The organism is Actinocrinis sp. (genome assembly GCF_035938995.1).
GTDB lineage: Bacteria > Actinomycetota > Actinomycetes > Streptomycetales > Catenulisporaceae > DASZGI01.
The window spans coordinates 1-19,973 of the sequence record NZ_DASZGI010000262.1 but is presented as its reverse complement, the minus strand read 5'-3'; the positions used below and the strand labels follow the sequence as shown (position 1 = coordinate 19,973).

Genomic DNA, 19,973 nt, shown 5'->3' with positions numbered 1-19,973 from the left:
GCCGACCAATCTTGTCGAGTCGTGGCTTGCCATGGCTCTGAGGAGTTCCTCCGGTGAGGGCTACGGGTCCGCGAGATCCGCTATCTTCGAGGCTCTTCGTTCCGACCCCACAGATCCGATCGCTGAGCGCCTGCTCACACTCACCAACCATCCCGATGCCGCAGTCCGCTCCGTCGTGTTGCAGCTGCTCACCGAGCTTGCGCCGCTAGTCTCCAGACGAAGCACGCTCGTCGAGGCTGGTGTGAGCTGCTTGGCGGATAGGGACGTGCGGGTGCGGCGCAGGGCTGCGTGGCTGGTGGCCGCCGCCGATCACGACCGCGCGAGATTCCTGCTCGGGGTCCGCGGCTCCGACGTGGAGCCGGCTGCGAGGCTCGCCCTCGTCGAAGCGGTGATCGGCACGGGCTGCCCGCACCAGGATTGCCCTTGCCACGTCCTGGTTCAGTCCCTCATGAAGGACTCGGACCCGGCGGTACGGCTGCGCGCGGGCCTCGCCTTCGCCCGCTCGGCCAGCGCTGCGGAGCTCGTTTCCACGGAGGCTGCTCTGGTCGAGGACTTAGCAGCAGCTGGTCTACGTTTGGCCGGCCCGGGAAGCAGGCTGACGTGTTCGGCGGGTGTGTTGTGGGCAGGCGCCTTGATCAAGCAGGACAGGGAATCGGATTGCTACCTGCGGGTGGCGCAGTTGCTGGCGCGCCCGGAGCCGGTGTGCCGACATGCCGGCGTCGAGATGGCGCTCGAAGCGATCCGGCACTGGCGCGCAGCCGCTGCGCACCTCTCCTCGGCCTTAGCGAGAGCGCTTGATGACGACGCTGCGGAAGTCCGGCTGGCCGCTGCCGGCGCGATCGGCGCGAGCGTTGAACTGACCCGGGCGCATGCGGACGAACTAGCCGAGCTCTTGGAGATCCCTCGGTTTCGCGAGGTGGTGGGAATGGCGTTGGGGCGGATCGGTGATCACCGGGCTCAGGGGCACGGCGTTGAGGGCTATGACTCTCTGGCCGCGCTTCGTCGGGAAGTCGATTCCGGCCATCAGGGATGCGCGGCGGACCGGACTTGCGACTGCAGCCTCGGGAAGGCCGCTATGGCACTGGGCCGGCTCGCCCCGTCCGAACCGGCCGCCACAGCTGAAGCCATGGTGGGCGCGCTCGACGCCCTGTCCGGGAATACGGATCCGTTTCACAGCGCGGTGCGCTGGCAGATCATTGCCAGACTCGGTGATCTGGGTGCCGACGCTGCTGCTGCGATACCGATCGTGGAACGCCTCTTGGCCGGTGATGCGGAGGGCTCCTGGGTTGCGCTCTGCGTTCTCGCACTGGCGAAGATCACCGGTGACCGCGGCCGCGCGGAACAACTGCTCGACACCTACATGACTGAACCGACCGCGCGCCACGCCGTGCGGCGACTGTCCGGACAGTTCTCCGCCCAGATCGTGGCCTGGCTGTTCGAGAACGGCGGTCTGGCCGAGCGCCACGTGGAGTTCGTACATCAGGTGGCCTGCGCCGAACCGCGGCGAGTGAATCCGCGGGCTCTGGCCGTGCTCTGGCGTGCACGAGGCGCGGACGTTGCCGATCTGGTCCGCACGACACTCGTGGGCTACCTGGAGGACGACATCTGGGGCCCACTCGCGTGTGAAGTCTTCGCCGAGATGGGCGCCGATGCCGCGGGCGCGCTTCCCGCCTTGGACAAGATCGTCGAGAGGAGGCACCGGCTCGGATTCCATATCGGAGACTTCGATGCAGAGCTTCGCGCAGATGAACAACTTCTCGCCGCGGCGCTCGCCGCGAGGGAGGCGATCGCCCGCGAATGACGACGGTCCGGGGGCGGCTTGCCCGAGCCTGTCGCCGACGGAAGCCGGATACGGTCCGGGCCTTAGATGCTGCCGTCTCGGACCATTCGACGACAGGTGCAGCTCCTCTCAGGCGAGCTGCACCCGTCCGGGGTTGCTGTCCGTAAGCTTGCCAATCCTTCGCTGCCGGATGCCGGATGCCGGATGCCGTGATGTCGCGGCTCGGCCCCTGGCACCGCGCATCAGCCGGTGCTGGTGGTGCTCGATGACTGGCCGGGCGCTCAGGTGGAGTTCCGCACCGTGGAAACGATGCCCACCGGGCTGACTGCGAGCGGACCGGCGGCAGGCATCGGGCACCTGACCGGGTGCCGCGGCACCGTTTCCGCGGTGGGCCGGGCGACCGCGGGCGTACCCGGGTGGTCCGGCTCTGGCTGGCGGACCGCAATGGCCGGGCGCAGCCGTCGATGGGAGTAACCGGCGCACCCAGCATCGTCAACCACAGCCATGGCCTGACGCGTTTCACGAAGTGTGCGGGTCGGTGTCGTCGCGTTGCCGGTGCGGATAAGAATCCGGGCGGGGCTGCCGACTGGCGGCCCCGCCCGGATCGCTGACGACACTCCAACTGCCTGCGGAATCCTGCGGCCGCGGCTGTCGCCGCGTCAGGCGGTGGTCAGTATTGTGTCGCGAGGGCGTTGACGAGCTTCGCGGCGTCGATGGTGCCCAGGCCGCTGGCCAGGTCGTATCCGGGGCCTGCGGTGTAGCCGGTCACCCCGCCGAAGGTGTTGTTGCCGGTGGTGATGTCGATGATCCCGTCGGCTGCGGCGTTAGGGCTGGTACCGAGCTTGTAGAGGGTCGGGTTGAGCAGACCGAGGCGGTGTCCGGCGGCCTGGTCGGCCAGGGCCACGACCCCCGCCATCAGCGGGGTGGCCTCGCTGGTGCCGCCGATGATGCTCCACCCGCCGCCGCCGGGGAATCCGAGGTAGACCCAGGCGCCGCCGTTGACTGCGGCGCTCATCGCCACGTCCGGGACGCCGCGCCGGCCACCCACGACGCCGGCGACCGGGCCCTGATACCAGGGGCGGGTGAACACTTGGGACAGGCCGCCGCCGCCCGCGCCGTACCCGTCGTTCCACACCACGTCGGGCGACAGGCGCCCGCCCTGGTCGTCGAGGCTCAGCTGGGTGCCGCCGACCGCCGTGACCAGGGGGTCGGAGGCGGGCCAGCCGCTCGTCGGGTACGGATACAGCGTCTGGCCGTCGGCCTCGGCGTTGGCCGCCCCGCTGTCCCCCGCGGCCGCCAGCACCGTGACACCGTGCACGGCGGCGTCCGCGAACGCACACCGCAGCGCCAGCAGGCTAGAGAAGTCGCCGGAGGCGAAGCCGGGGAAGGTGTTCTCGGTCGCGCCGAAGCTCTGCGAGATCACATCCCCGACGCCCTCGTTGATCAGCTGCTGTTCCGCGGCCATGATCTGCGGGAAACCGGTCACGCCCTCGGTCTCCGACACCGAGGTCTCCGCGAGCACGATCTTCGCCCCGGGGGCGATGGCGTGTGCGTACTCCACATCGAGGGAGGTTTCCGCGGCCCACCCGGTGTCCTGCGGATCGTTCGGGTCGAACGGCGGTATGGTGCCGAACTTCTCCACGTCGACGGTCGTGTTCGGCAGGCCGAACTGCTGGTCGAAGGTGTCCAGGTCCGCTTGGATGGTGGGCGAGCCGAAGGAGTCCACGACCACGATGGTGCGTCCGGCGCCAGTGATCCCCTGCGCGTACAGGGGCTGCAGGTCGTACGCGACCTGGTATTGCAGGGGCGAGTAGCAGGCGATCGCGAGCTGGGGGTTGGCCTCGCACTGCGAGGTCGACAGCACCTGGGCGACGTTGCCGGCCAGGATGTGCCCGGTCACAGCCGGGACCGGCGCCGCGGCCCCGGCTAAGGCCGAGGCGAGGTGCTGTGGGGTGGTGTCGGGCGTGTGCGCTATCGGGGTCAGCACGCTTGCGGCGAGCGCGAGCACGGACAGCGGCGGCAGGAGCCGGCGCGTCGAGTGAGTCAACGGGGTGCTTTCTAGAGTGGGTCCGCGATGTGGGCCGCGGACATCGGATGGCCGGACCGGTCGCGTACCGGTCCGCAGATCAGGCACTCGGTTGTCGTGGCAGCCGGGCGCCCTGACCGTTGCGTCAGGGCGCCCGGTGCGAACTGGTGTGCCACCGGAGTATGGCAGACCGCTGACGGTGGCCGCCGCGGCGTGATGCCAAAGTCAGAAGCGGTGTCCTCGCCGACAGCTGGGGTCAGGCGTGTGCGCAGATGGCGCTCGGCGGCGTCGAGCTGCTGAAGCTCGTAAGGGTGTGAGCGCACACGCGGCGGATCCCCGGCGCCGGAGCGCCGATCGTGCCGGCCAGGTCGTCGGTCAGGGACTTCTCGGCGAACTCGGCGGTCTCGGCCCGGCGTCCTTGTTCCCGCAGCGCACCGGGGGTGAGCCTGCGTCGACAAGACGGCGCCCGGCCCACCCTCCTGTGGAACGATCCGGGCGAGGCAGGGTGCGGATGGTCGCCAGGGTCAGGGGCGGACGCGGACCGTGAGATACCGCAACCACAGTGCGGACCGGCTGCCTGGGCCTTGTCTTCGAAATGCGAGAAAATTCGGGGTCCGGGGCCGCCCGGAATGGCGTCGTAAGCGGCCCCGGCGGGATCCGTGCGCCTTTGAGCGGAGGGTTCGCAGCCACTTGCCGACCACCTTCCGGTAGGCGCTCACCGGCCCGTCCACGCCCTCGGTACATCGGCCCTGACCTGGTGTTTTCCTGAAAATCGCCTAGGATCGAGGCAGCCTGCTGGACACCATCGGGGGGACATCGTGAGCCAGGAACCCGTCAAGTACGACGCCCGCCACATTCAGATGCTGGAGGGATGGGAAGCCATCAGGAAGCGGCCCGGGATGTACATCGGCTCGACCGGTGAACGCGGTCTGCACAACCTGGTGTTCGAGGTCGCGGGCCGGGCGGTGAACGAGGTCCTGGCCGACCGCGCAAGCAGCGTCGAGATCACTCTCATGCCGGACGGCGGCGTGCGTGTCGCCGACGACGGGCCCGGCGTCCATTTCGAGGACGGCGGGGATGCTGTAGGTCCCGGTCTCGAAGCCCTGCTGACCCGGATGTTCCTCGGGGTGATACCCGTCAGTCGGTGCTACCCGGTGTTCAGTGACTGCGGCGTGGGACTCTTCGTCGCCAACGCCCTGTCGAGCCGCATGGTGGCCGAGGTTCAGCGCGAGGGGGTGCGCTGGGTTCAGGAGTACGCGCGCGGCGTCGCGGTCAGTGAGCCCGTGAACGCGGGGCCGGCGGCTGGTAGCGGGACCACCATCACCTTCTGGCCGGATGCCGACATCTTCACAACCACGCAGTGCTCGTTCGACGCGCTGGCGGAGCGCTTCATGGAGCTGGCCTTCCTGAACCGGAACCTGGACGTCTCGCTCACGGACGAGCGCCACCCGTCCGAACCGCGGTCGCTTCGATTCCAGGCCCCGGGTGGTGTGCGGGACATGGTCGCCCTCCTCGACGAGCCGTCGGCGGAGATCCTTCACCCGGACATCATCGGCTTGGAGCGAGAAGACCCGCGGATGGCGGGGACGATGGAGGTGGCCTTGCGGTGGCGCCGCTCCGGCCAGCAGCTCGTTCGGAGTTTCGCCAACAGCCGACCCACCCCCGGCGGCGGCACGCACACGGCGGGCTTCCACGACGGGGTACAGGCTGCGATCAACGCCTACGCGCGCGAGCGGCGGCTGCTGACAGCAACAGACCCCGATCTCGGCACCGACCGGATCGGCGAGGGCCTGACAGCGGTCGTGTCGGTGAAGTTGGAGTATCCCGAGTTCGAGGGCTCCACGCGCGGCGTGCTGGGCAACGCCGCAGTGCGCGCATGCGTCGAACAGGCCGTCCTGGAGCACCTCGCCAGGTGGCTGCAGGAGCACCCGCAACAAGCCGCAGCTGTCATCGACGGAATCATCCAAGGGGCTCGCGGAGACTGACCGCATGGATAGCCCTGTTGGCCGCAGCGTCATGGCCAGCCGTGGTGTCGGTGGGCGGCGATACGGTCAGCCGCGTGGCTCTGGAGATCGAGATCGAGTACGTAGTCGGGGATGCGACCGCGCCGAAGGGCACAGGTCCGCGGATCGTCGCGCACATCTGCAGCGATGCAGGCGGCTGGGGCAAGGGCTTCGGTGCTTCTGCGCAGGCTGCACGAGGCGACCGCGTCGTTCCGGCCACCGTCCGGTGCGACTAGCGGATCGGGACGCTGAACCTGTTCGGCTGGCACCTGGACCGCGGCGTACTCGACTTCCTGCACGCCACCAGTTCCGTCCTAGACGTCGGCGAGTACGACATGACACCGAAGTGCGCCCAGAATCGGGTGCCACCTGAGCCCCGGAACAACACAATTAGCCTCGCTCTCGGCATGGTCGCAGGTTGGGCACAGGTCCACGATGACTCCAGAAAACCGCGGCAGGACCAGCGACCTGACCGTTCGTGAGGCCGTACGCTTGCGCACGAACCTCTAGTCAGCGGAGCCACGGTGGGGGACAGGCAACGATGAGAGCGATTCTCTACGCCACTCTCATCGCGTTGATTTGCTCGCTGGCTGGTACTCCGCTGGCCGTGCGGTATTTCACCCGGCGCGGCTACGGCCAGGAAATCCGGCAGGACGGGCCGAAGTCGCATCTGGTCAAGCGGGGCACGCCCACGATGGGCGGCGCGGTCATCATCCTGTCCACGCTGATCGCGTACTTCGGGACCAAAGCGGTGACGGTAAAGACACCGACGAGTTCCGCGCTGCTCGTGCTCTTCCTCATGGCGGGCCTTGGGGCGGTGGGCTTCCTCGACGACTTCATCAAGATCTACCGGCAGCGTTCGCTGGGCCTGCGGGCGAAGGCGAAGCTGGTCGGGCAGTCGGCCGTGACGCTCGTGTTCGCGCTGCTGGCGCAGCACTTCCCGAACACGATCGGTCTGACACCGGCGAGCGAGCACGTGTCGTTTCTGCGCGACATCGGTTGGCTCAGTCTCGGACCGCTGTTGTTCGTGGTCTGGGTCGACGTGATGATCTCGGGCTGGTCCAACGCGGTCAACCTGACCGACGGCCTGGACGGGTTGGCCGCCGGCACCTCGGTGATGGCCTTCGCCGCGTACGTGGTGATCGGTGTGTGGCAGTACGGCCAGAGCTGCGGCTCGTCGCCGACGAAGGGCTGCTACCAGGTGCGCGACCCGCTGGACTTGGCGATCGTCGCGGCCGCCGTGATGGGTGCCTGTTTCGGCTTTCTGTGGTGGAACGCCGCCCCGGCGAAGATCATCATGGGCGACACCGGTTCGCTCGCCCTGGGCGGCGCGTTCGCCGGTCTGGCGATTTGCACGCGCACCGAACTGCTCGCCCTGCTGATCGGCGGCCTGTTCCTCTCGAACTGCTCTCGGTGGTCATCCAGGTCGCTTCCTTCAAGCTGCGGCGCGGCAAGCGCGTGTTCAAGATGACACCGATCCACCACACGTTCGAGCTGATGGATTGGCCCGAGACCAACATCACGATCCGCTTCTGGATCATCAGCGGGCTCTGCGTGGCGGCCGGCCTGGGCGCGTTCTACGGCGGATTCGAGGCGGCGAAATGATGCACGCCGCCGCGCCAGCAGTGCCCTAGCAGCCTGGGATGATCATGTTTCTCGGGTTGGTGAGGATCCTGAACCGGAACGCTTTCCAGATGAACACGGCAACGGCGCCGAGGCTGTCGGTGACCGCTGATGGCAAGGGCTTCATTGCGCACGCCGGGTCTCTGCTGCTTGCGGACCTGGCCGAGGCCACCGGATTGGAGACGGCGTTCCCCGAGGCGCGCGCGGTCTCGGCAGCGGAGGGGACAGGCACGATCTGACTTGGCTCCCTGGCACGTCTACATCCGGGATGGGGGCCATTTCGTCGCGATCGCGATCGAGGGGGTTTATCGGCCGGCCGGGAACCCATGGGAGTACATGGCGATCGCCCCGATCCGTCGCGTGCTGGACGCCGGATGGACCATGCGGGACTGTCTTGTCGTGTCCCCCGTGCCCTGCATCTCTGGTTTCGTCTGTTGGGACGACGCTGATGTCGAGCTCTAGCGATGCCGCTGGCTGGAGTGCTGGTCCGGACATGGCGATTCTTGATCAGGGACGTAGCGCGCGGTCGAGCAGCTGGAAGCCTGTCGACCCGAAAGTAGGAATGTCGGGTCAGTCCTGCGAGCCGAGTCGCCACGTCGATGATCGGTTATTCGGCGCGTGCCGAAGACGCCCTGTGAGCGTCACTTGGCGCTGCTGTGCGGCCGTGGCGGCTGCACCATCTCATGCGGCTTGCGAAGCGGACCTCGCGCGATGTGCGGTGTTGGGATCAAACCGGCGCGTGCGTAATTAACCGGTGATGAGCGAGAGCACAACTATTGTGTGAACCGGGCGGATAACCCAATTGAGATGCCCGCTACATCACGACACGAGATGACCAAACGCCCGTTACAGGCTCGCGAGGGTCTCGGTGAGGAACGTGGTGGTGTCAATAGTGGGCAGCGCTTCCACGCACAGCTGGTCCATGGCGATGGTGTAGAGGTCCAGGTCGCCGTCTGTGTTCAAGCAGGTGGCGCTGGTGAGTTGTTCGCGGTAGACGATGTCGGGCAGCGCCGCCTGGGCGAGGCGCAGGATCGTGAACGGGCCGTTACCGGCAGCGGTGTCCCCGCGGCGTTCGGGGGATGCCACTTGAAGGGTGATGTGCGGCAGTGTGGAAAGTGTGAGCAGGTGCTCGATCTGGGAACGCATCATCGCCTCGTGGCGCGGTGGGCGGCGCAGCACCCTCTCGTTGATCACCGCCCAGATCTTGGGTGGTTGCGGCCGGTGCAGCACGCGGGCGCGATGCATGCGCAGCATGACCCGGCGTTCGATCTCGTCGGGGCCGGCCAGTGGGTTTGCGAGCCGGATGGTGGCGCGCGCGTAGTGTTCGGTTTGCAGCAGGTCGGGAACGAACTGGGACTGGTAGCAGCGGATGATCGAGGCCGCGTCTTCCAGGCCGAGGTAGGCCTCGAACCAGTCGGGCACGAGGTCGGGGAAGCGATGCCACCAGCCGCGTGTGTTGGCCTGCGCCGCGAGCGCGAACAGCGCGTCACGCTCGGGTTGATCGTGCACGCCGTACAAGTTGAGCAGTTCGGCGAGGTCCTGCTGTGTGAAGCTGTCCCAGCCCAGCTCGATGCGGCCGATCGTGGTGTAGGAGCTGCCGATCGCGTATCCCGCCGTGTGCCTGCTGATACCCGCTGCCGTGCGTAGAGCGCGCAACTGGGCGCCAAGCAGGAGCCGCGGGATGGTTGGGTTGCCGTGCACAGGCACGGGAATCTGTGCGCCCGAGTGTTCCCTGGCCGTTGCCGCGTTCACCTGTGCCCCTGACCGGAAGACCGAGCTGCGCGTGAGCCCCGGAGTGCCGCCTCAGCTTGTGCGCCCGGGGCCGGGTGCAGGTCGCAATCGGCTGGCATCTGTGTGCCCTCCTGTGCCGCCACGTTCCCGCTGAGTCAGCCTAGCGCTTGGGCCACCGGAACGTGTTGGAAACATTAAGCTGTCCCGGGCAGTGGTCGGCGTGGTTCGCGCAGGCGGGCGCGGACCGTCCAGGACGGACGATTTGGACGCCCCGAAGGTGTGGATGGTGCCGGACGACGCGGTGCTGCGCCGGCCGATCGGTGGCGGGCAGCGCCGGCCTGCAGGCGGAGCATCTGCGTGAGCTGTGCGCGCTGCCGCAGGCACCGTCCGGGTGCTGCCCTTCGACGGCGCGGGCACGCGGGGGCTTGCGGGCCGCTCGCCCTCTTGCGCTTCCGCGAGCCAGAACTGCCCGACGTGTTCTATCCGGAGCGGCTTTGCAGCGCGACCTACCTGAACGGGCCGAGGACCTGGACTCGTACGCCGACGGGATGAACCAACTCGCGGTCGAAGACTGCCGGTCGGTCAGGCGCCGCAGGGCGTATCCCGTGCGATCGAAGAGATCTAATATCACTGCGAGCCACGGACTCGTCCGCGTTGATCCGCGTGGCTCGCGGCGGGCGCCGGATGCAGCCGCACTCTCGTTCCGCCACACGTGACGCAGGGAGAGCATGAGACGATGAGCGAGCCGACACCGGTATCCGGACAACCTTCCAAGATCAATGCAGAGGTGCCGCACTCGGCACGGGTGTGGAACGTTCTGCTGGGCGGCAAGGACAACTACCCGGTTGACAGGATGGCGGCCGAGAAGATCCTGGAGATCTTTCCGGGCATGGCCGATATCGCCCGCCATTCGCGGCACATGCTCGCTCGAGTCGTGCGCTATCTCGCCGGCGAGGCGGGTATCGACCAATTTCTGGACATCGGCACGGGGTTGCCCACCGCCGACAACACCCACGAGGTCGCGCAGCGAGTCAACCCCGCCTGCAGAATCGTGTACGTCGACAATGATCCTCTGGTGCTGGTCCATGCTCGAGCGCTGCTGGTGGGCTCTGCGGAAGGAGCCACCGATTACATACAGGCCGACGTGCGCGATCCCGAGGCCATCGTGCAGCGGGCCGGTGCCACCTTGGATTTCACCCGGCCCGTCGCGCTCATGCTGATGGGTATCATGGGCCTGATCCAAGACGACGACCAAGCCCGCCTCCTCGTGAACCGCCTGATGCAGGCCCTGCCGTCGGGCAGCTATCTGGCGCTGTACGACGGCAGCGATACCGACCCGGCGTATGTCGTGGCCATCAGCCGCTACAACGCGGCCAGCGCTGCGGTCCCGTACACCCCGCGTAGCCCGCAGCAGATCACGCGCTTCTTCGACGGTTTGACGCTTGTGCAGCCCGGCGTCGTCTCCGTCACCCGCTGGCGACCCGAACCCAACCCTTGGGGCGAAGCCCCAGAGATCGCGTGTCACGGCGCACTCGCCGTCAAGCCCTAACCCTGGTGCCTAAGGACTCACTCCAGTTGCTCCATGTCGCAGGCATTCGCAACGAGGGCAGGACCCGATGTTAGACAAAGTGCTGATTCCGTGACTGATAGAACCGACCGTCCTGGTCGACACGCGGCGGGAGAGCGCGTGGTGGCGCGGCGTTAGGGTTCTGTTTTGCGGTCGCGTAGGGCGGCGGTGGCCTGGTCGAGTCGGCGCTGGCGGGTTTGCGGCGTCTTGGCCTGTTCGATGGGCAGCACGAACCGCTGTCTGCGGCTGCGGGACAGGGAGTCGAAGAACTGACGCGTCTCGGCGTCGAGCGCCGCGGCGAGGTCGGGCGGGACGTGGAGTTCCCGCGGCTCGGTGTCCGGTTCGAGTGTGACCTCTACCTCGTCGCCTGCCGCGACGCCGGCCGCCGCGCGCACGTCGCTGCTGACGCTGAGCAGATACCGTCCGCCCATCACGCCGACGGTGGTGCGGTAGGTGTATCCGTTGATGGTCACCTTGACCGCCGGACGCTTGCCACCGCCGAGTGCCGCGATCACGTCGGCGGGGACCTGGATGCCGGTCGCGGTCTTGCGGGCGAGTTGGATGGTGGCGGAAAACTTCATGACACGGTCCTTTCCGTGCCGCGGTACAGCCGCAGGGACACGGCGGCGAGCCAGGCGAACGCGAGGGCGATCGCGGCCCAGAATCCGAGGATGATCGGGGCGCTGCTCGAGCCGGTCGTCAGGCCGGCGAACCCGGCCGCGAACACCAGGCCGGTGATGCGTGAGAACCAGGCCCAGCGGTTTTCGCCGGACCGGGCGAAGGCGCGCGCGAACACGAAGGTGGCCGCGATCAGGCAGAGGAATGCGAGCCCGCCGGCGACGATGTGCAAAGACCCGTGGACGCTTGGATGCGCCGGGCGGGTGTCGGGGGTGCCGAGCGGGAACCCGTTCATCGGATCGGCGACGAACACCCCGGCCGCGACGAGCCCGAATCCGTAACCGGCCACCAGGCGCGGTCCCCACGCGCCGCCGAGCTGGCCGGCCATGGCCCGGCGCATGCCGAAGGCGGCTGCGATGGTCATCACGCCGGTCAGGACCAGCACCGTGATGTGGATCCAGCCGAGCGGGCCGTTGGCCAGCAGGCTCAGGTCGTGCCGGGCGAGGTCGTACCCGGACCGGGTCGATGCCTCGATCAGCCCGGCGATCAGGTAGAAGGGCCCGGCCAGCAGGCCGTAGCCGAGCAGGGACCGGGTGACCGCGTCGCGGCGGTCACAGCGGTTCACGGGAGCGGCGGTCAGTGTGGACATGCCGAGTCACCTCAACTCTTATACTGAACAGTGTACTTAGGTACTGTGCGGTACACTATAGGTACTGCACTGTAGAGTGCAAGAGATGGTGTGAAGAAGTTCCGACGAGAGGAAACGCCGTGGCAGCTTCGGATCCGACCGCGCACGAGGACGTCCTGGTCCTGCGCATCGCGGCGGCCGCGTCCCGGGCGGCCGACGGCCCCGCACGCACGGATCGGGGACCGGACCCGCGCGTCGCGCGCACCAGGGCCGCGGTGGCCGAGGCCGCCACCACCCTGTTCCTGCGCAACGGCTATCAGGGCACGAGCGTCGACGAGATCGCCGCCCTCGCCCGCGTCTCGAAGCGCAGCGTCTACAACAACTTCGCCGACAAGCAGACGCTGTTCACCGAGCTCGTGCTCGGCTACACCGCGACCGCCGAAGACTTCGCCGGCCGGCTCGTCGCCGACCTGCCCGATGCGACCGACGTGCCCGCTGCGATCCGCGACCTGGCGCGACGACACCTTCAGGCCGTCGCACGGCCACAGGTGCTGCGCCTGCGCCGACTGATCATCCTCGAGGCGGCGCGATTTCCCGACCTCGCCGCCGAGTACTACCGCCGCGCACCCGGACGCGTCATCAGCGCACTGACCGAAGCGTTCCAACTGCTGCACGCGCGCGGCGAGCTGAACGCACCCGATCCGCAACAGGCCGCCGAGCACTACTCCTACCTCGTGCTCGGCGCCACCCTCGACACCGCGCTCTTCAACCCCGACGCCCCGACACCGCCAGAGCAAGAACTGCAACGGACCGCCGAGCACGGCGCGAACGCCTTCCTCGCCGCCTACCGACCGGCCTGACTGTTCCCACCTTCTTGCCGGGGCCTGCTCCGCCGGACGGACACGGCGCCTTCCTGGCGATGCTCTCCACCGCCGCGGGAGGTTCGTACCGTGCCGGTGCGAGCGATCAGGTGTCGGGTTTGGGGTCGGCATGGTTTTGGGCTCTGGCGCTGATCACGGATGCCGTTGGTGATCTTCCTTGGCCTGTCAACCGGCGAGCTGTCGGCAGAGCCGTTGTAGGTGGCTGATGCGGCGGGGTGGCCGAGGGTGTTCGTCGGGCGGGTCGTAGGCGAACAGGCGAGCGATGTTGGTGCCTGCGGCGGTCAGCACGTGCTGCACGCGTGTCTTCGCGAGGCCTTTAGATCGGCAGTGGCGCAGGCCGTGTGCGTGAACGGTCTCGGAGACGGTGGCCTCGCACCCGGCGCGGATCGCGTAGCGCTTCCTCCGGTCAAGCGTCTCCTGCTCAAGGTGTACCCGTGTCTGGATCTCCTGGAGCGGGGGCAGGAGTGTCAGGTGTCTTCCCCGGCATCGACGATGCCCGCGGTGCGCGGGCTTCGGCGAAAGCCCGCGCGCCGGATTGAGTTGAGCCGGATTGAGTTGAGACTGTCAGCCGGGCGTGTGTTGCCCGCCAGGCTCATTCTGTTGGCGGCTGCCCGCAGCAGCTCAGCAGGGGTTGCCGTTTGTTGACAGGTAGATCCAGCGGTCGGCGCTCCAGTTCCCCACCGAATTGGCGCTGATGGCTTGCGGCGACATGCACAGGGTGATTCCGGAGTGCGTATGGCTCTCGTACTGGTTCAACCACGTGCGCTGGCGCAGCTCGTTGTCGTAGGAGTAGGTCTTCCAGCCCGAGCCGCCGTAGGCGTAGAGGTCCTGGTAGTAGCCCTGGTCCTTGAACTCGAGCTGTGTGCCGTTCCAGTTGGTCTGGTTGTACACGCAGGTCCAGTGCGTGAAAAGGCTGCTCGGGCACGGAGGGCTGGACGCATTCGGAGTAGCGGGTACCGCCATGACGACGCTTCCGCCGTTCCACTGCACTTCGCTTGCACTGATCCGCTGTCCGGACGGCTGGCGCCCGAGAGCTTGCGCGATCGTCGTGTTCTGGTAGGCGCTGGCCTGCGCGGCGTACTGGGCGAACGTGCTCATTCCGGTTTTGGCGGCGGCTGCGGAGGCCGGCGCCGAGGCGAGTAGACCGCTGAGGCTCGCTGCGGCCGCACATACGAGTGCTACGGTGGCCCGTCGTATTCTGACCAGGTTGGTCACGGTGTCCCTCCTGACGTTCCGACTGCTGAGGAGCACCGGGGTTTCCTGATTGATGAGATCATGTGTATCTCCGATGCTCGCCCTACCGACAAAGCAGAGTGCTTCTGCTGGTGGGCGAGGGTGAAGCTAGCAATACGTGCGCGGGGAGGAACAGGAAGTCTGACCGGCAGACTATCCGGAAGAGTTCGACCATCGTGGAATGCCGGACCGGCCGAGTTGAGCGGTTAATCGCCGCCGTCAACCGCACCGTAGGATCCGGCGATGCCGCGGTGCGGCATGATCGCTGCTCGTGGCCGGCCCCTGCTGTACAAGTCAATCCTGAAAGTCCTCGGGTGGCTGGTGCTACTCGCGCGCAGATGACACCGGGGATCGACGGCGGCGAACCCGATGCACGACCAGGGCCACTGCCACGATCCACAGACCGATCGTCCACGGCATGAATGCGCGCCACGCGGCGTAATCGCTGTCTTCGCCGGTGTATGAGTCGGGACCACCCTGAATCAAGAGCGTCAGCGCCGACTCCAAGAATGTCATGACGGCGAGGCCGGCGATGAACGCAGACAGCGCTGCGATCCTCAAGGCTCTGGCCATGCCCCGTGGGACTCGGCCATGCAGTGAGCATGGGTCCTGCGCAAACCCGGCGCGGTCCATGCCGTCATCGTAGCGAGCGCGACCGGAGCAGACCGAGCCGAACTCGTGCCACGTCACGCAGGCCGGTCAGGCTTGCCAACCACGGCGAACGTAGCCCGACACGGCGCTGATATGTCCTCGCACGGGACGGAGCCGTTCACGGCGGCTTCCCCGTCGACCCGTCGCAGGCGTCCGCTGCCAAGGCGGCCCACAACGCGCTCGTCACCCATCTGTTCGACCGCCTCGCCGAGAACTGCAAGAAGTACCCGAAGACCGCTGGCGCCCTGCTCTCGCAGGCCGCCGTCGAGCGGTCTTTACTGGACTGACACCCAGCCTGTCTGGACAAGCGGGAAGGGACTACGAGACCTTACTCCGTGCGCCCCGCCCACGGGCAGCATCGAGGAAAGGCATCGCGCATGTCTCCACTCTCCCGCCGGGCCCTGCTCGGCACCGGTGCCGCGATCGGCACCGGAACCGCGCTCGGCGTCCTGCCGCCACGGCCCGCCCGCGCCAGGGCCGCCGCCACCGGCACCCTCGCGGACGTCAAGCACGTCGTGGTCCTGATGCAGGAGAACCGCAGCTTCGACCACTACTTCGGCACGCTCAAGGGCGTGCGCGGATTCGGCGACCGCTCGGGCGTGCTGCTGCCCGGGGGCCACTCGGTCTTCAACCAGCCCGATGGCAGCGGCCGCCAGTACCCGTGGAACCTGAGCAACGGTTCCGGGAACATCTTCGCGAGCGCGGAAACCCTGGCCCAGTGCGACGGGTCGCTTGACCACGGCTGGAGCACCCAGCACGAGGCGTGGTCAAGCGGCGCGATGGACAACTGGATCTCGGCCAAGGGCTCCAACCGCACGATGGGCTACCTGACCCGATCGGACATCCCGTTCCACTACGCGCTCGCCGACGCCTACACCATCTGCGACGCCTACCACTGTTCGATCCTGAGCGCTACCGGCCCGAACCGCACCTACTTGTGGAGCGGGATGATCGACCCGGGCGGGGTGGCGGGCGGACCGGCGTACGACGGCGGCTCGGAGTCCGGGCTCGGCTGGCAGACCTACGCCGAGGCGTTGCAGGACGCAGGCGTGAGCTGGAAGGTGTACCAGGTCGCCAGTGACAATTTCGGCGACAACGCGCTGGCCTACTTCAAGCAGTTCGCGAACGCCTCTACCAACTCCCCGCTCTATATCAATGGTATGAGTTCGGTTCCGGGCGCCACCGGATCCACGCCGACCGACATCGCCGCGGCCATCAAGCAGGACGTCTTGAACGGGACCCTGTCGCAGGTCTCCTGGGTGGTGGCCAACCAGCAGTGCTCCGAGCACCCGGACGCACCGCCGGAGGACGGCGCGCAGTTCGTGCACGAGGTCATCCAGGCGCTGGCCGCCGACGAGTCGGTGTTCGACTCCACCGTGCTGCTCATCAACTACGACGAGAACGACGGGTTTTTCGACCATGTCCCCCCGCCGGTGCCGCCCGCGGGGACCGCCGGCGAGTTCATCCTGAACGGCACTCCCATCGGCCTGGGCTACCGCGTGCCGATGATCATCGCCTCGCCGTGGACCCGGGGCGGCTGGGTCGATTCGCGGACCTATGACCACACGTCCGTGATCCGCTTCCTGGAGACCTGGACCGCCGCGCTGGGCACCCCGGCCACGTGCCCCAACATCAGCAGCTGGCGCCGGCAGATCTGCGGTGACCTGACCGGCGCGTTCGACTTCGCCAACCCGGTTTACGGCCTGCCGCCCAACCTGCCCGCCACCAACTCGACGATCAGCATCTACTACTGCGACATCATGCTGAACCCGTCTGCGTCCACGAATGCCTTACCCGTTCAGGAGTCCGGTACCAGACCCGCCCGCGCGCTGCCCTACCAGCCGAACGGCTATGTCAGCTCGATCGAGTACGGCTCGAACGGGCAGATCCAGGTGTGGATCGAGATGGCGAATCAGGGCGCGCAGGCCACCGGCGCCGCCGCGTTCAGCGTGTACGCCAACGCCTACCGCAACGGCGGGCCGTGGCAGTACACCTGCGCGGCCGGCGGGGTGGTCAGCGACTTCTTCAACATCGGCAGCGGCTATGGCTCCGGCCAGTACGACCTCACGCTCGCCGGCCCGAACCGGTTCCTGCGCCGCTTCCAGGGCAACGCCGCCACGGCTGGGCAGCACGCCGAGGTCACCTCGTCGTACGCGGCGGCACCGAACACCGGCATGGAAGCGGTCTGGTTCACCATGACCAACTCCGGATCCTCATCCGCGACCTTCACCATCGCGTCGAACCAGTACCGCGGCGACGGTCCGTGGACCTACCACGTGCCAGCCGGGGGCAGCGTCTCCGACTACTTCAACCAGGTCGCCTACTGCAACGGCTGGTACGACTTCACGGTCACCGTGAGCATCGACGCCGCCTGGTCGCGCCGCTTCACCGGGCACATCGAGACCGGCGCCGCGAGCGTCTCCGGCTGATCGCACCCATCCGACGAGGCCACGCCGATCGCATGTTCCGGCTGGTCGGGCGCGATCCCGCCCAGCCGGAACGGCGACTTGGCGCCACCCGACTCAGCAGTCCATCAGCCACTGCCGCCATGAGCTCAGCGAACTCGCGCGCAACCCGCGCCGAGCCGATCAACCGATGCAGTCCGGCTCGCGCCAAGCCGTGCCGAAACGCCCCGCCCCCCGCTGCATCGCCCGCGTCGTGCGCGGTCTGCAGCATCCGCTGGGAGAACTCCTGACAGCTCCAAACCCGCTCAAGGCAGACACACGAATACGCCTTCTGCCCGGACTCGTCGCCGTGACGGACGAAATCGCGGACCGCAGGTTCGTCAGCCGACCGGCAGGCCTTACATCGTAGGGGTCTGAGAAACCTTCTCATTCGACCCCTGTATCACCGGCTCGCCCTGCCGAAGGGACGCCCGCACGCTCAGGTAACCGCAGCGCACCTGGACCGCGCGGCCGAGCTCGGCAAGCGTCCGCGTGAAGAACTCCTGCCGGTATCCCTCGTCGGTGATGGCGGCCACCGTGAAATAGAACGCGCTCACCGCTGACAGCAGCAGTGCCGAATGCAGTAATTCGCCGCTCACGCCCGGGATCGGCACACCCACGACGTGGGCTGGATACGAAGCCGCCCGCCCGAGCCAGCCCGCGATGACCGCAGGCCGCACCGCGACCGCCCCGAACGCCACGAAGAAGAAGAACACCATCCAGCTCAGCAGGAAGACCTGGACCTGCTGGCACAGCAAGAGATATATCAGCATGTTCCGACGCTGCGCACGTCCGATCTGAGCGTCTTCCCGTACGTCTATCGAAGAGCCGTCGCCAAGCAGCGCCTGCAACGGCGTACCCATGCACGCGGACCGCACGTCATCGGCTGCGTATTCCTGCGGCAGCTTTTCGTACTCCTCGGGCAGGCGGGCGAACAGGAAGACGTAGTTCAACACGAGAAAGAGCCCTGAGACTATCCACAGCCAGCCCGCCGACAATGCTGACGCGATGTGCCAGAAATCCCCGCTGAAGAAGAGAACCATGCCGAACAACGCGAGCAGGGGTAACCCGCGCCCTGCCAGTTTCCCCGCTCTGCGAACCTCGAAGCGCGTGCGCCTAAGGACCCACACCACTACGGACCCCGCGATCGTGACAGCCGGCACCACGCGCCGCAACGGCGAAAGCCAGTGAGGAACCCGCACAACGATCGGCTCCCTCGCGCTGAAGTGTGGCACTCCCTGCGCGGTGAACCAGCGCTCTGTCAAAAGCAGCGCCGCCTCCGTCTGATCCGGACCACCCTGCATCCCAAACCCCCGTCTGACAAACGTGCGCTGAATGGAAGGACGCGGATACCCGCCCAACGTACGCTACCCCCACTCACCCCGGGTTCCGGGGCTCGGTCGGGTCGCTTGGTGACCGGCCTATGTTCAGGTGAGGCCGTGCAGGGCGAGGGGTCCCGTGGGCCGGCGCGCGTTGTGGCGCAGCCCGGCGGCGATGTTGGTGGTCTCGGCCAGGCACAGCCCGCCGATGGCCAGGTCGCGGCAGGCGGCCGTGGCGCGGGCGGTTTCGACAGTTCGCGTCGGCAGGTCTGGACCCACTGCTCCATGATCGAGTTCATGCGAGGCATCCGAATGCCGCTGGGTACGGCCTCGAATCGCCGCGTCGGCGAGGATCTGGTCGAACAAGCCGGGGTACTTCCCGTCCGGCTCCCGGATCAGAGCGCGCGGTCGCCTGGTCCCGACCCGGATTTCCGGAGTCAGGGGTGAGGTGATGCGGGCTGGCGGGGGTGGTTGCGTTCGAAGTCTAGGGGCGCCTGCCAGCCGAGGGCGAAGTGGCGGCGCTGGCGGTGATGGAAGCCCTAGATGTACTCGAATGTCGTGTTGGCGGGCTCGGCGTTCTCCTTGCGCAGCCGCGCCAGTTCCTCACGCTCGCTCGGCGGTGGACAACCCGGCTGGCGCGGCGCCTACCTCGCGTCGGACACCCAGCAACCCAGCGTGATGTCGTTGATCCCCAGCTCGCGCGACCTGCGCGATCGAGTTGCCGGTCTCCTCGCCCAGCCGGACCGCGCCGACCTTGAAGTCCGCGTTGTAGTGACCTCGTGTCTTAGGCACTTGACCCATCCCTTTAAGTGGGCATCTTGGGGTGATTGCTGGCGTGCTTGTCGCACGATCGGTTGATTGTGTTCCCAACTCGCCGTTTCTCCGCGGGTGGTGCGCTGAGCTGGGTGGATGACCGGACGTAAGCCGTATCGCAGTGACCTGTCGGATGCCGAGTGGGCACAGATTGAGCCGGAGCTGACCGCGTGGCGTGCACCGCGCCTGGAGCGCGAGGTCAGCGCGAGCAGCCAGCCCGTTCACGATCTGCTCCACCTCGCTGGCCACGATCGCGCGCGCCGCGTCGCACCCCGTTCCGGTCGGCGCGCAGAGCTTCACCGACTGCGTGGTGATGCTGGAGCAGGGCGAAGTCGACGCCGTCTCCACGGACGACGCGATCCTGGCCGGTCTGGCCGCCCAGGATCCGCAGACGCACATCGTCGGCCCGGCGCTGGAGGCTGAGCCCTGCGGCCGAGGACGCGCGCGCCCAGGGCATTCCGTTCGCGCGCGCCTTCGCGTTGGAGGAAGCCGCGGCGCGATTGGCAGCCAACGGCGAGGTCGCCCCGGCGCGGGCGGCGCTGACCGAGGCGGCGCAGGTGTACGGGCTGCTGGGCGCGGCCTGGGATGTTCGGCGCGCCGACGCACGGCTGCGGGCACACGGGGTGCGCCGCGGTCCGCGCAGCGCACACCGGCGC

The 19,973-nt window shown here is 67.7% G+C and carries 17 protein-coding genes and 3 pseudogenes; 9 read left to right on the top strand and 11 right to left on the bottom strand.

The features are described from left to right. A partial coding sequence (locus tag VGZ32_RS18405; protein ID WP_326887308.1) for a hypothetical protein occupies nt 1–1,801 on the top strand: 1,801 nt, incomplete at its 5' end. A gap of 649 nt (nt 1,802–2,450) precedes the next feature. On the opposite strand, the gene VGZ32_RS18400 is transcribed toward VGZ32_RS18405, so the two are convergent. Next, a complete protein-coding gene (locus VGZ32_RS18400; RefSeq protein WP_326887307.1) occupies nt 2,451–3,827 on the bottom strand; it encodes a S53 family peptidase in 1,377 nt (458 codons plus the stop codon). 235 nt (nt 3,828–4,062) lie between these two features. Then, nucleotides 4,063–4,281 carry a hypothetical protein gene (locus VGZ32_RS18395; protein ID WP_326887306.1) on the bottom strand — a complete coding sequence of 73 codons (219 nt, stop codon included), beginning with the start codon at nt 4,279–4,281 and terminating at the stop codon, nt 4,063–4,065. Nucleotides 4,282–4,624: 343 nt separating this feature from the next. Here VGZ32_RS18395 and VGZ32_RS18390 point away from each other — a divergent pair, with 343 nt between their 5' ends. The 4 genes and pseudogenes from VGZ32_RS18390 to VGZ32_RS18370 all read left to right on the top strand — a co-directional run bounded on the left by VGZ32_RS18390 (nt 4,625) and on the right by VGZ32_RS18370 (nt 7,671). Continuing rightward, nucleotides 4,625–5,791, top strand: coding sequence for a hypothetical protein (locus tag VGZ32_RS18390; protein WP_326887305.1), 1,167 nt, complete (start codon nt 4,625–4,627; stop codon nt 5,789–5,791). Between the two features lie 74 nt (nt 5,792–5,865). After that, complete coding sequence (locus VGZ32_RS29080) at nt 5,866–6,045, top strand: hypothetical protein (protein WP_326887304.1); 180 nt, start codon at nt 5,866–5,868, stop codon at nt 6,043–6,045. Between the two features lie 305 nt (nt 6,046–6,350). Further along, nucleotides 6,351–7,414 (top strand): annotated as a pseudogene (gene mraY, locus VGZ32_RS18380) (phospho-N-acetylmuramoyl-pentapeptide-transferase). A gap of 89 nt (nt 7,415–7,503) precedes the next feature. Then, entirely contained in the window at nt 7,504–7,671 is a 168-nt protein-coding gene (locus VGZ32_RS18370) for a hypothetical protein (RefSeq protein ID WP_326887301.1), read from the top strand. 607 nt (nt 7,672–8,278) lie between these two features. Here the strand turns inward: VGZ32_RS18370 and VGZ32_RS18365 are convergent. Then, the gene (locus tag VGZ32_RS18365) at nt 8,279–9,133 is read right to left on the bottom strand and encodes a helix-turn-helix transcriptional regulator (RefSeq protein ID WP_326887300.1); all 855 of its coding nucleotides are present in this window, start codon (nt 9,131–9,133) and stop codon (nt 8,279–8,281) included. A gap of 766 nt (nt 9,134–9,899) precedes the next feature. Here VGZ32_RS18365 and VGZ32_RS18360 point away from each other — a divergent pair. Next, complete coding sequence (locus tag VGZ32_RS18360) at nt 9,900–10,712, top strand: SAM-dependent methyltransferase (protein ID WP_326887299.1); 813 nt, start codon at nt 9,900–9,902, stop codon at nt 10,710–10,712. Nucleotides 10,713–10,864: 152 nt separating this feature from the next. On the opposite strand, the gene VGZ32_RS18355 is transcribed toward VGZ32_RS18360, so the two are convergent. Continuing rightward, complete coding sequence (locus VGZ32_RS18355; RefSeq protein ID WP_326887298.1) at nt 10,865–11,311, bottom strand: YdeI/OmpD-associated family protein; 447 nt, start codon at nt 11,309–11,311, stop codon at nt 10,865–10,867. Then, a complete protein-coding gene (locus VGZ32_RS18350; protein WP_326887297.1) occupies nt 11,308–11,997 on the bottom strand; it encodes a DUF998 domain-containing protein in 690 nt (229 codons plus the stop codon). Before VGZ32_RS18350 ends, VGZ32_RS18355 begins: the two co-directional genes overlap by 4 nt. A gap of 119 nt (nt 11,998–12,116) precedes the next feature. On the opposite strand from VGZ32_RS18350, the gene VGZ32_RS18345 reads away from it, so the two are divergent. Continuing rightward, entirely contained in the window at nt 12,117–12,836 is a 720-nt protein-coding gene (locus VGZ32_RS18345; RefSeq protein ID WP_326887296.1) for a TetR/AcrR family transcriptional regulator, read from the top strand. Between the two features lie 186 nt (nt 12,837–13,022). On the opposite strand, the pseudogene VGZ32_RS18340 reads toward VGZ32_RS18345, so the two are convergent. The 3 genes and pseudogenes from VGZ32_RS18340 to VGZ32_RS18330 all read right to left on the bottom strand — a co-directional run. Beyond that, nucleotides 13,023–13,334: pseudogene (locus VGZ32_RS18340) on the bottom strand (transposase); the annotation flags it as partial. A gap of 144 nt (nt 13,335–13,478) precedes the next feature. Next, a complete protein-coding gene (locus VGZ32_RS18335; protein ID WP_326887295.1) occupies nt 13,479–14,072 on the bottom strand; it encodes a hypothetical protein in 594 nt (197 codons plus the stop codon). Nucleotides 14,073–14,414: 342 nt separating this feature from the next. After that, nucleotides 14,415–14,723 carry a hypothetical protein gene (locus VGZ32_RS18330; RefSeq protein ID WP_326887294.1) on the bottom strand — a complete coding sequence of 103 codons (309 nt, stop codon included), beginning with the start codon at nt 14,721–14,723 and terminating at the stop codon, nt 14,415–14,417. 395 nt (nt 14,724–15,118) lie between these two features. Here VGZ32_RS18330 and VGZ32_RS18325 point away from each other — a divergent pair, with 395 nt between their 5' ends. Next, on the top strand, nt 15,119–17,170 hold the full coding sequence (locus tag VGZ32_RS18325) for a phosphocholine-specific phospholipase C (protein WP_326887292.1): 2,052 nt from the start codon (nt 15,119–15,121) through the stop codon (nt 17,168–17,170). A 374-nt stretch (nt 17,171–17,544) separates the two neighbouring features. Here the strand turns inward: VGZ32_RS18325 and VGZ32_RS18320 are convergent, their stop codons facing one another. The 3 genes from VGZ32_RS18320 to VGZ32_RS18310 form a co-directional block, all read right to left on the bottom strand. Then, nucleotides 17,545–18,489 (bottom strand): hypothetical protein, encoded by a 945-nt coding sequence (locus tag VGZ32_RS18320; protein ID WP_326887290.1) that lies wholly within the window; start codon nt 18,487–18,489, stop codon nt 17,545–17,547. A 123-nt stretch (nt 18,490–18,612) separates the two neighbouring features. Beyond that, on the bottom strand, nt 18,613–18,783 hold the full coding sequence (locus VGZ32_RS18315; protein WP_326887289.1) for a hypothetical protein: 171 nt from the start codon (nt 18,781–18,783) through the stop codon (nt 18,613–18,615). 324 nt (nt 18,784–19,107) lie between these two features. Next, the gene (locus VGZ32_RS18310) at nt 19,108–19,296 is read right to left on the bottom strand and encodes a transposase (protein WP_326887288.1); all 189 of its coding nucleotides are present in this window, start codon (nt 19,294–19,296) and stop codon (nt 19,108–19,110) included. A 117-nt stretch (nt 19,297–19,413) separates the two neighbouring features. On the opposite strand from VGZ32_RS18310, the pseudogene VGZ32_RS18305 reads away from it, so the two are divergent. After that, a pseudogene (locus VGZ32_RS18305) lies at nt 19,414–19,512 on the top strand (IS5/IS1182 family transposase); the annotation flags it as partial. Nucleotides 19,513–19,973 lie beyond the last annotated feature (461 nt).

Excerpts from the sequence above, each read along its gene's own strand:
- VGZ32_RS18320 (WP_326887290.1), bottom strand. The coding sequence starts at position 18,489 with ATGCAGGGTGGTCCGGATCAGACGGAGGCGGCGCTGCTTTTGACAGAG.
- VGZ32_RS18355 (WP_326887298.1), bottom strand. The coding sequence starts at position 11,311 with ATGAAGTTTTCCGCCACCATCCAACTCGCCCGCAAGACCGCGACCGGC.
- VGZ32_RS18370 (WP_326887301.1), top strand. The coding sequence starts at position 7,504 with ATGAACACGGCAACGGCGCCGAGGCTGTCGGTGACCGCTGATGGCAAG.
- VGZ32_RS18325 (WP_326887292.1), top strand. The coding sequence starts at position 15,119 with ATGTCTCCACTCTCCCGCCGGGCCCTGCTCGGCACCGGTGCCGCGATC.
- VGZ32_RS18350 (WP_326887297.1), bottom strand. The coding sequence starts at position 11,997 with ATGTCCACACTGACCGCCGCTCCCGTGAACCGCTGTGACCGCCGCGAC.
- VGZ32_RS18330 (WP_326887294.1), bottom strand. The coding sequence starts at position 14,723 with ATGGACCGCGCCGGGTTTGCGCAGGACCCATGCTCACTGCATGGCCGA.
- VGZ32_RS18360 (WP_326887299.1), top strand. The coding sequence starts at position 9,900 with ATGAGCGAGCCGACACCGGTATCCGGACAACCTTCCAAGATCAATGCA.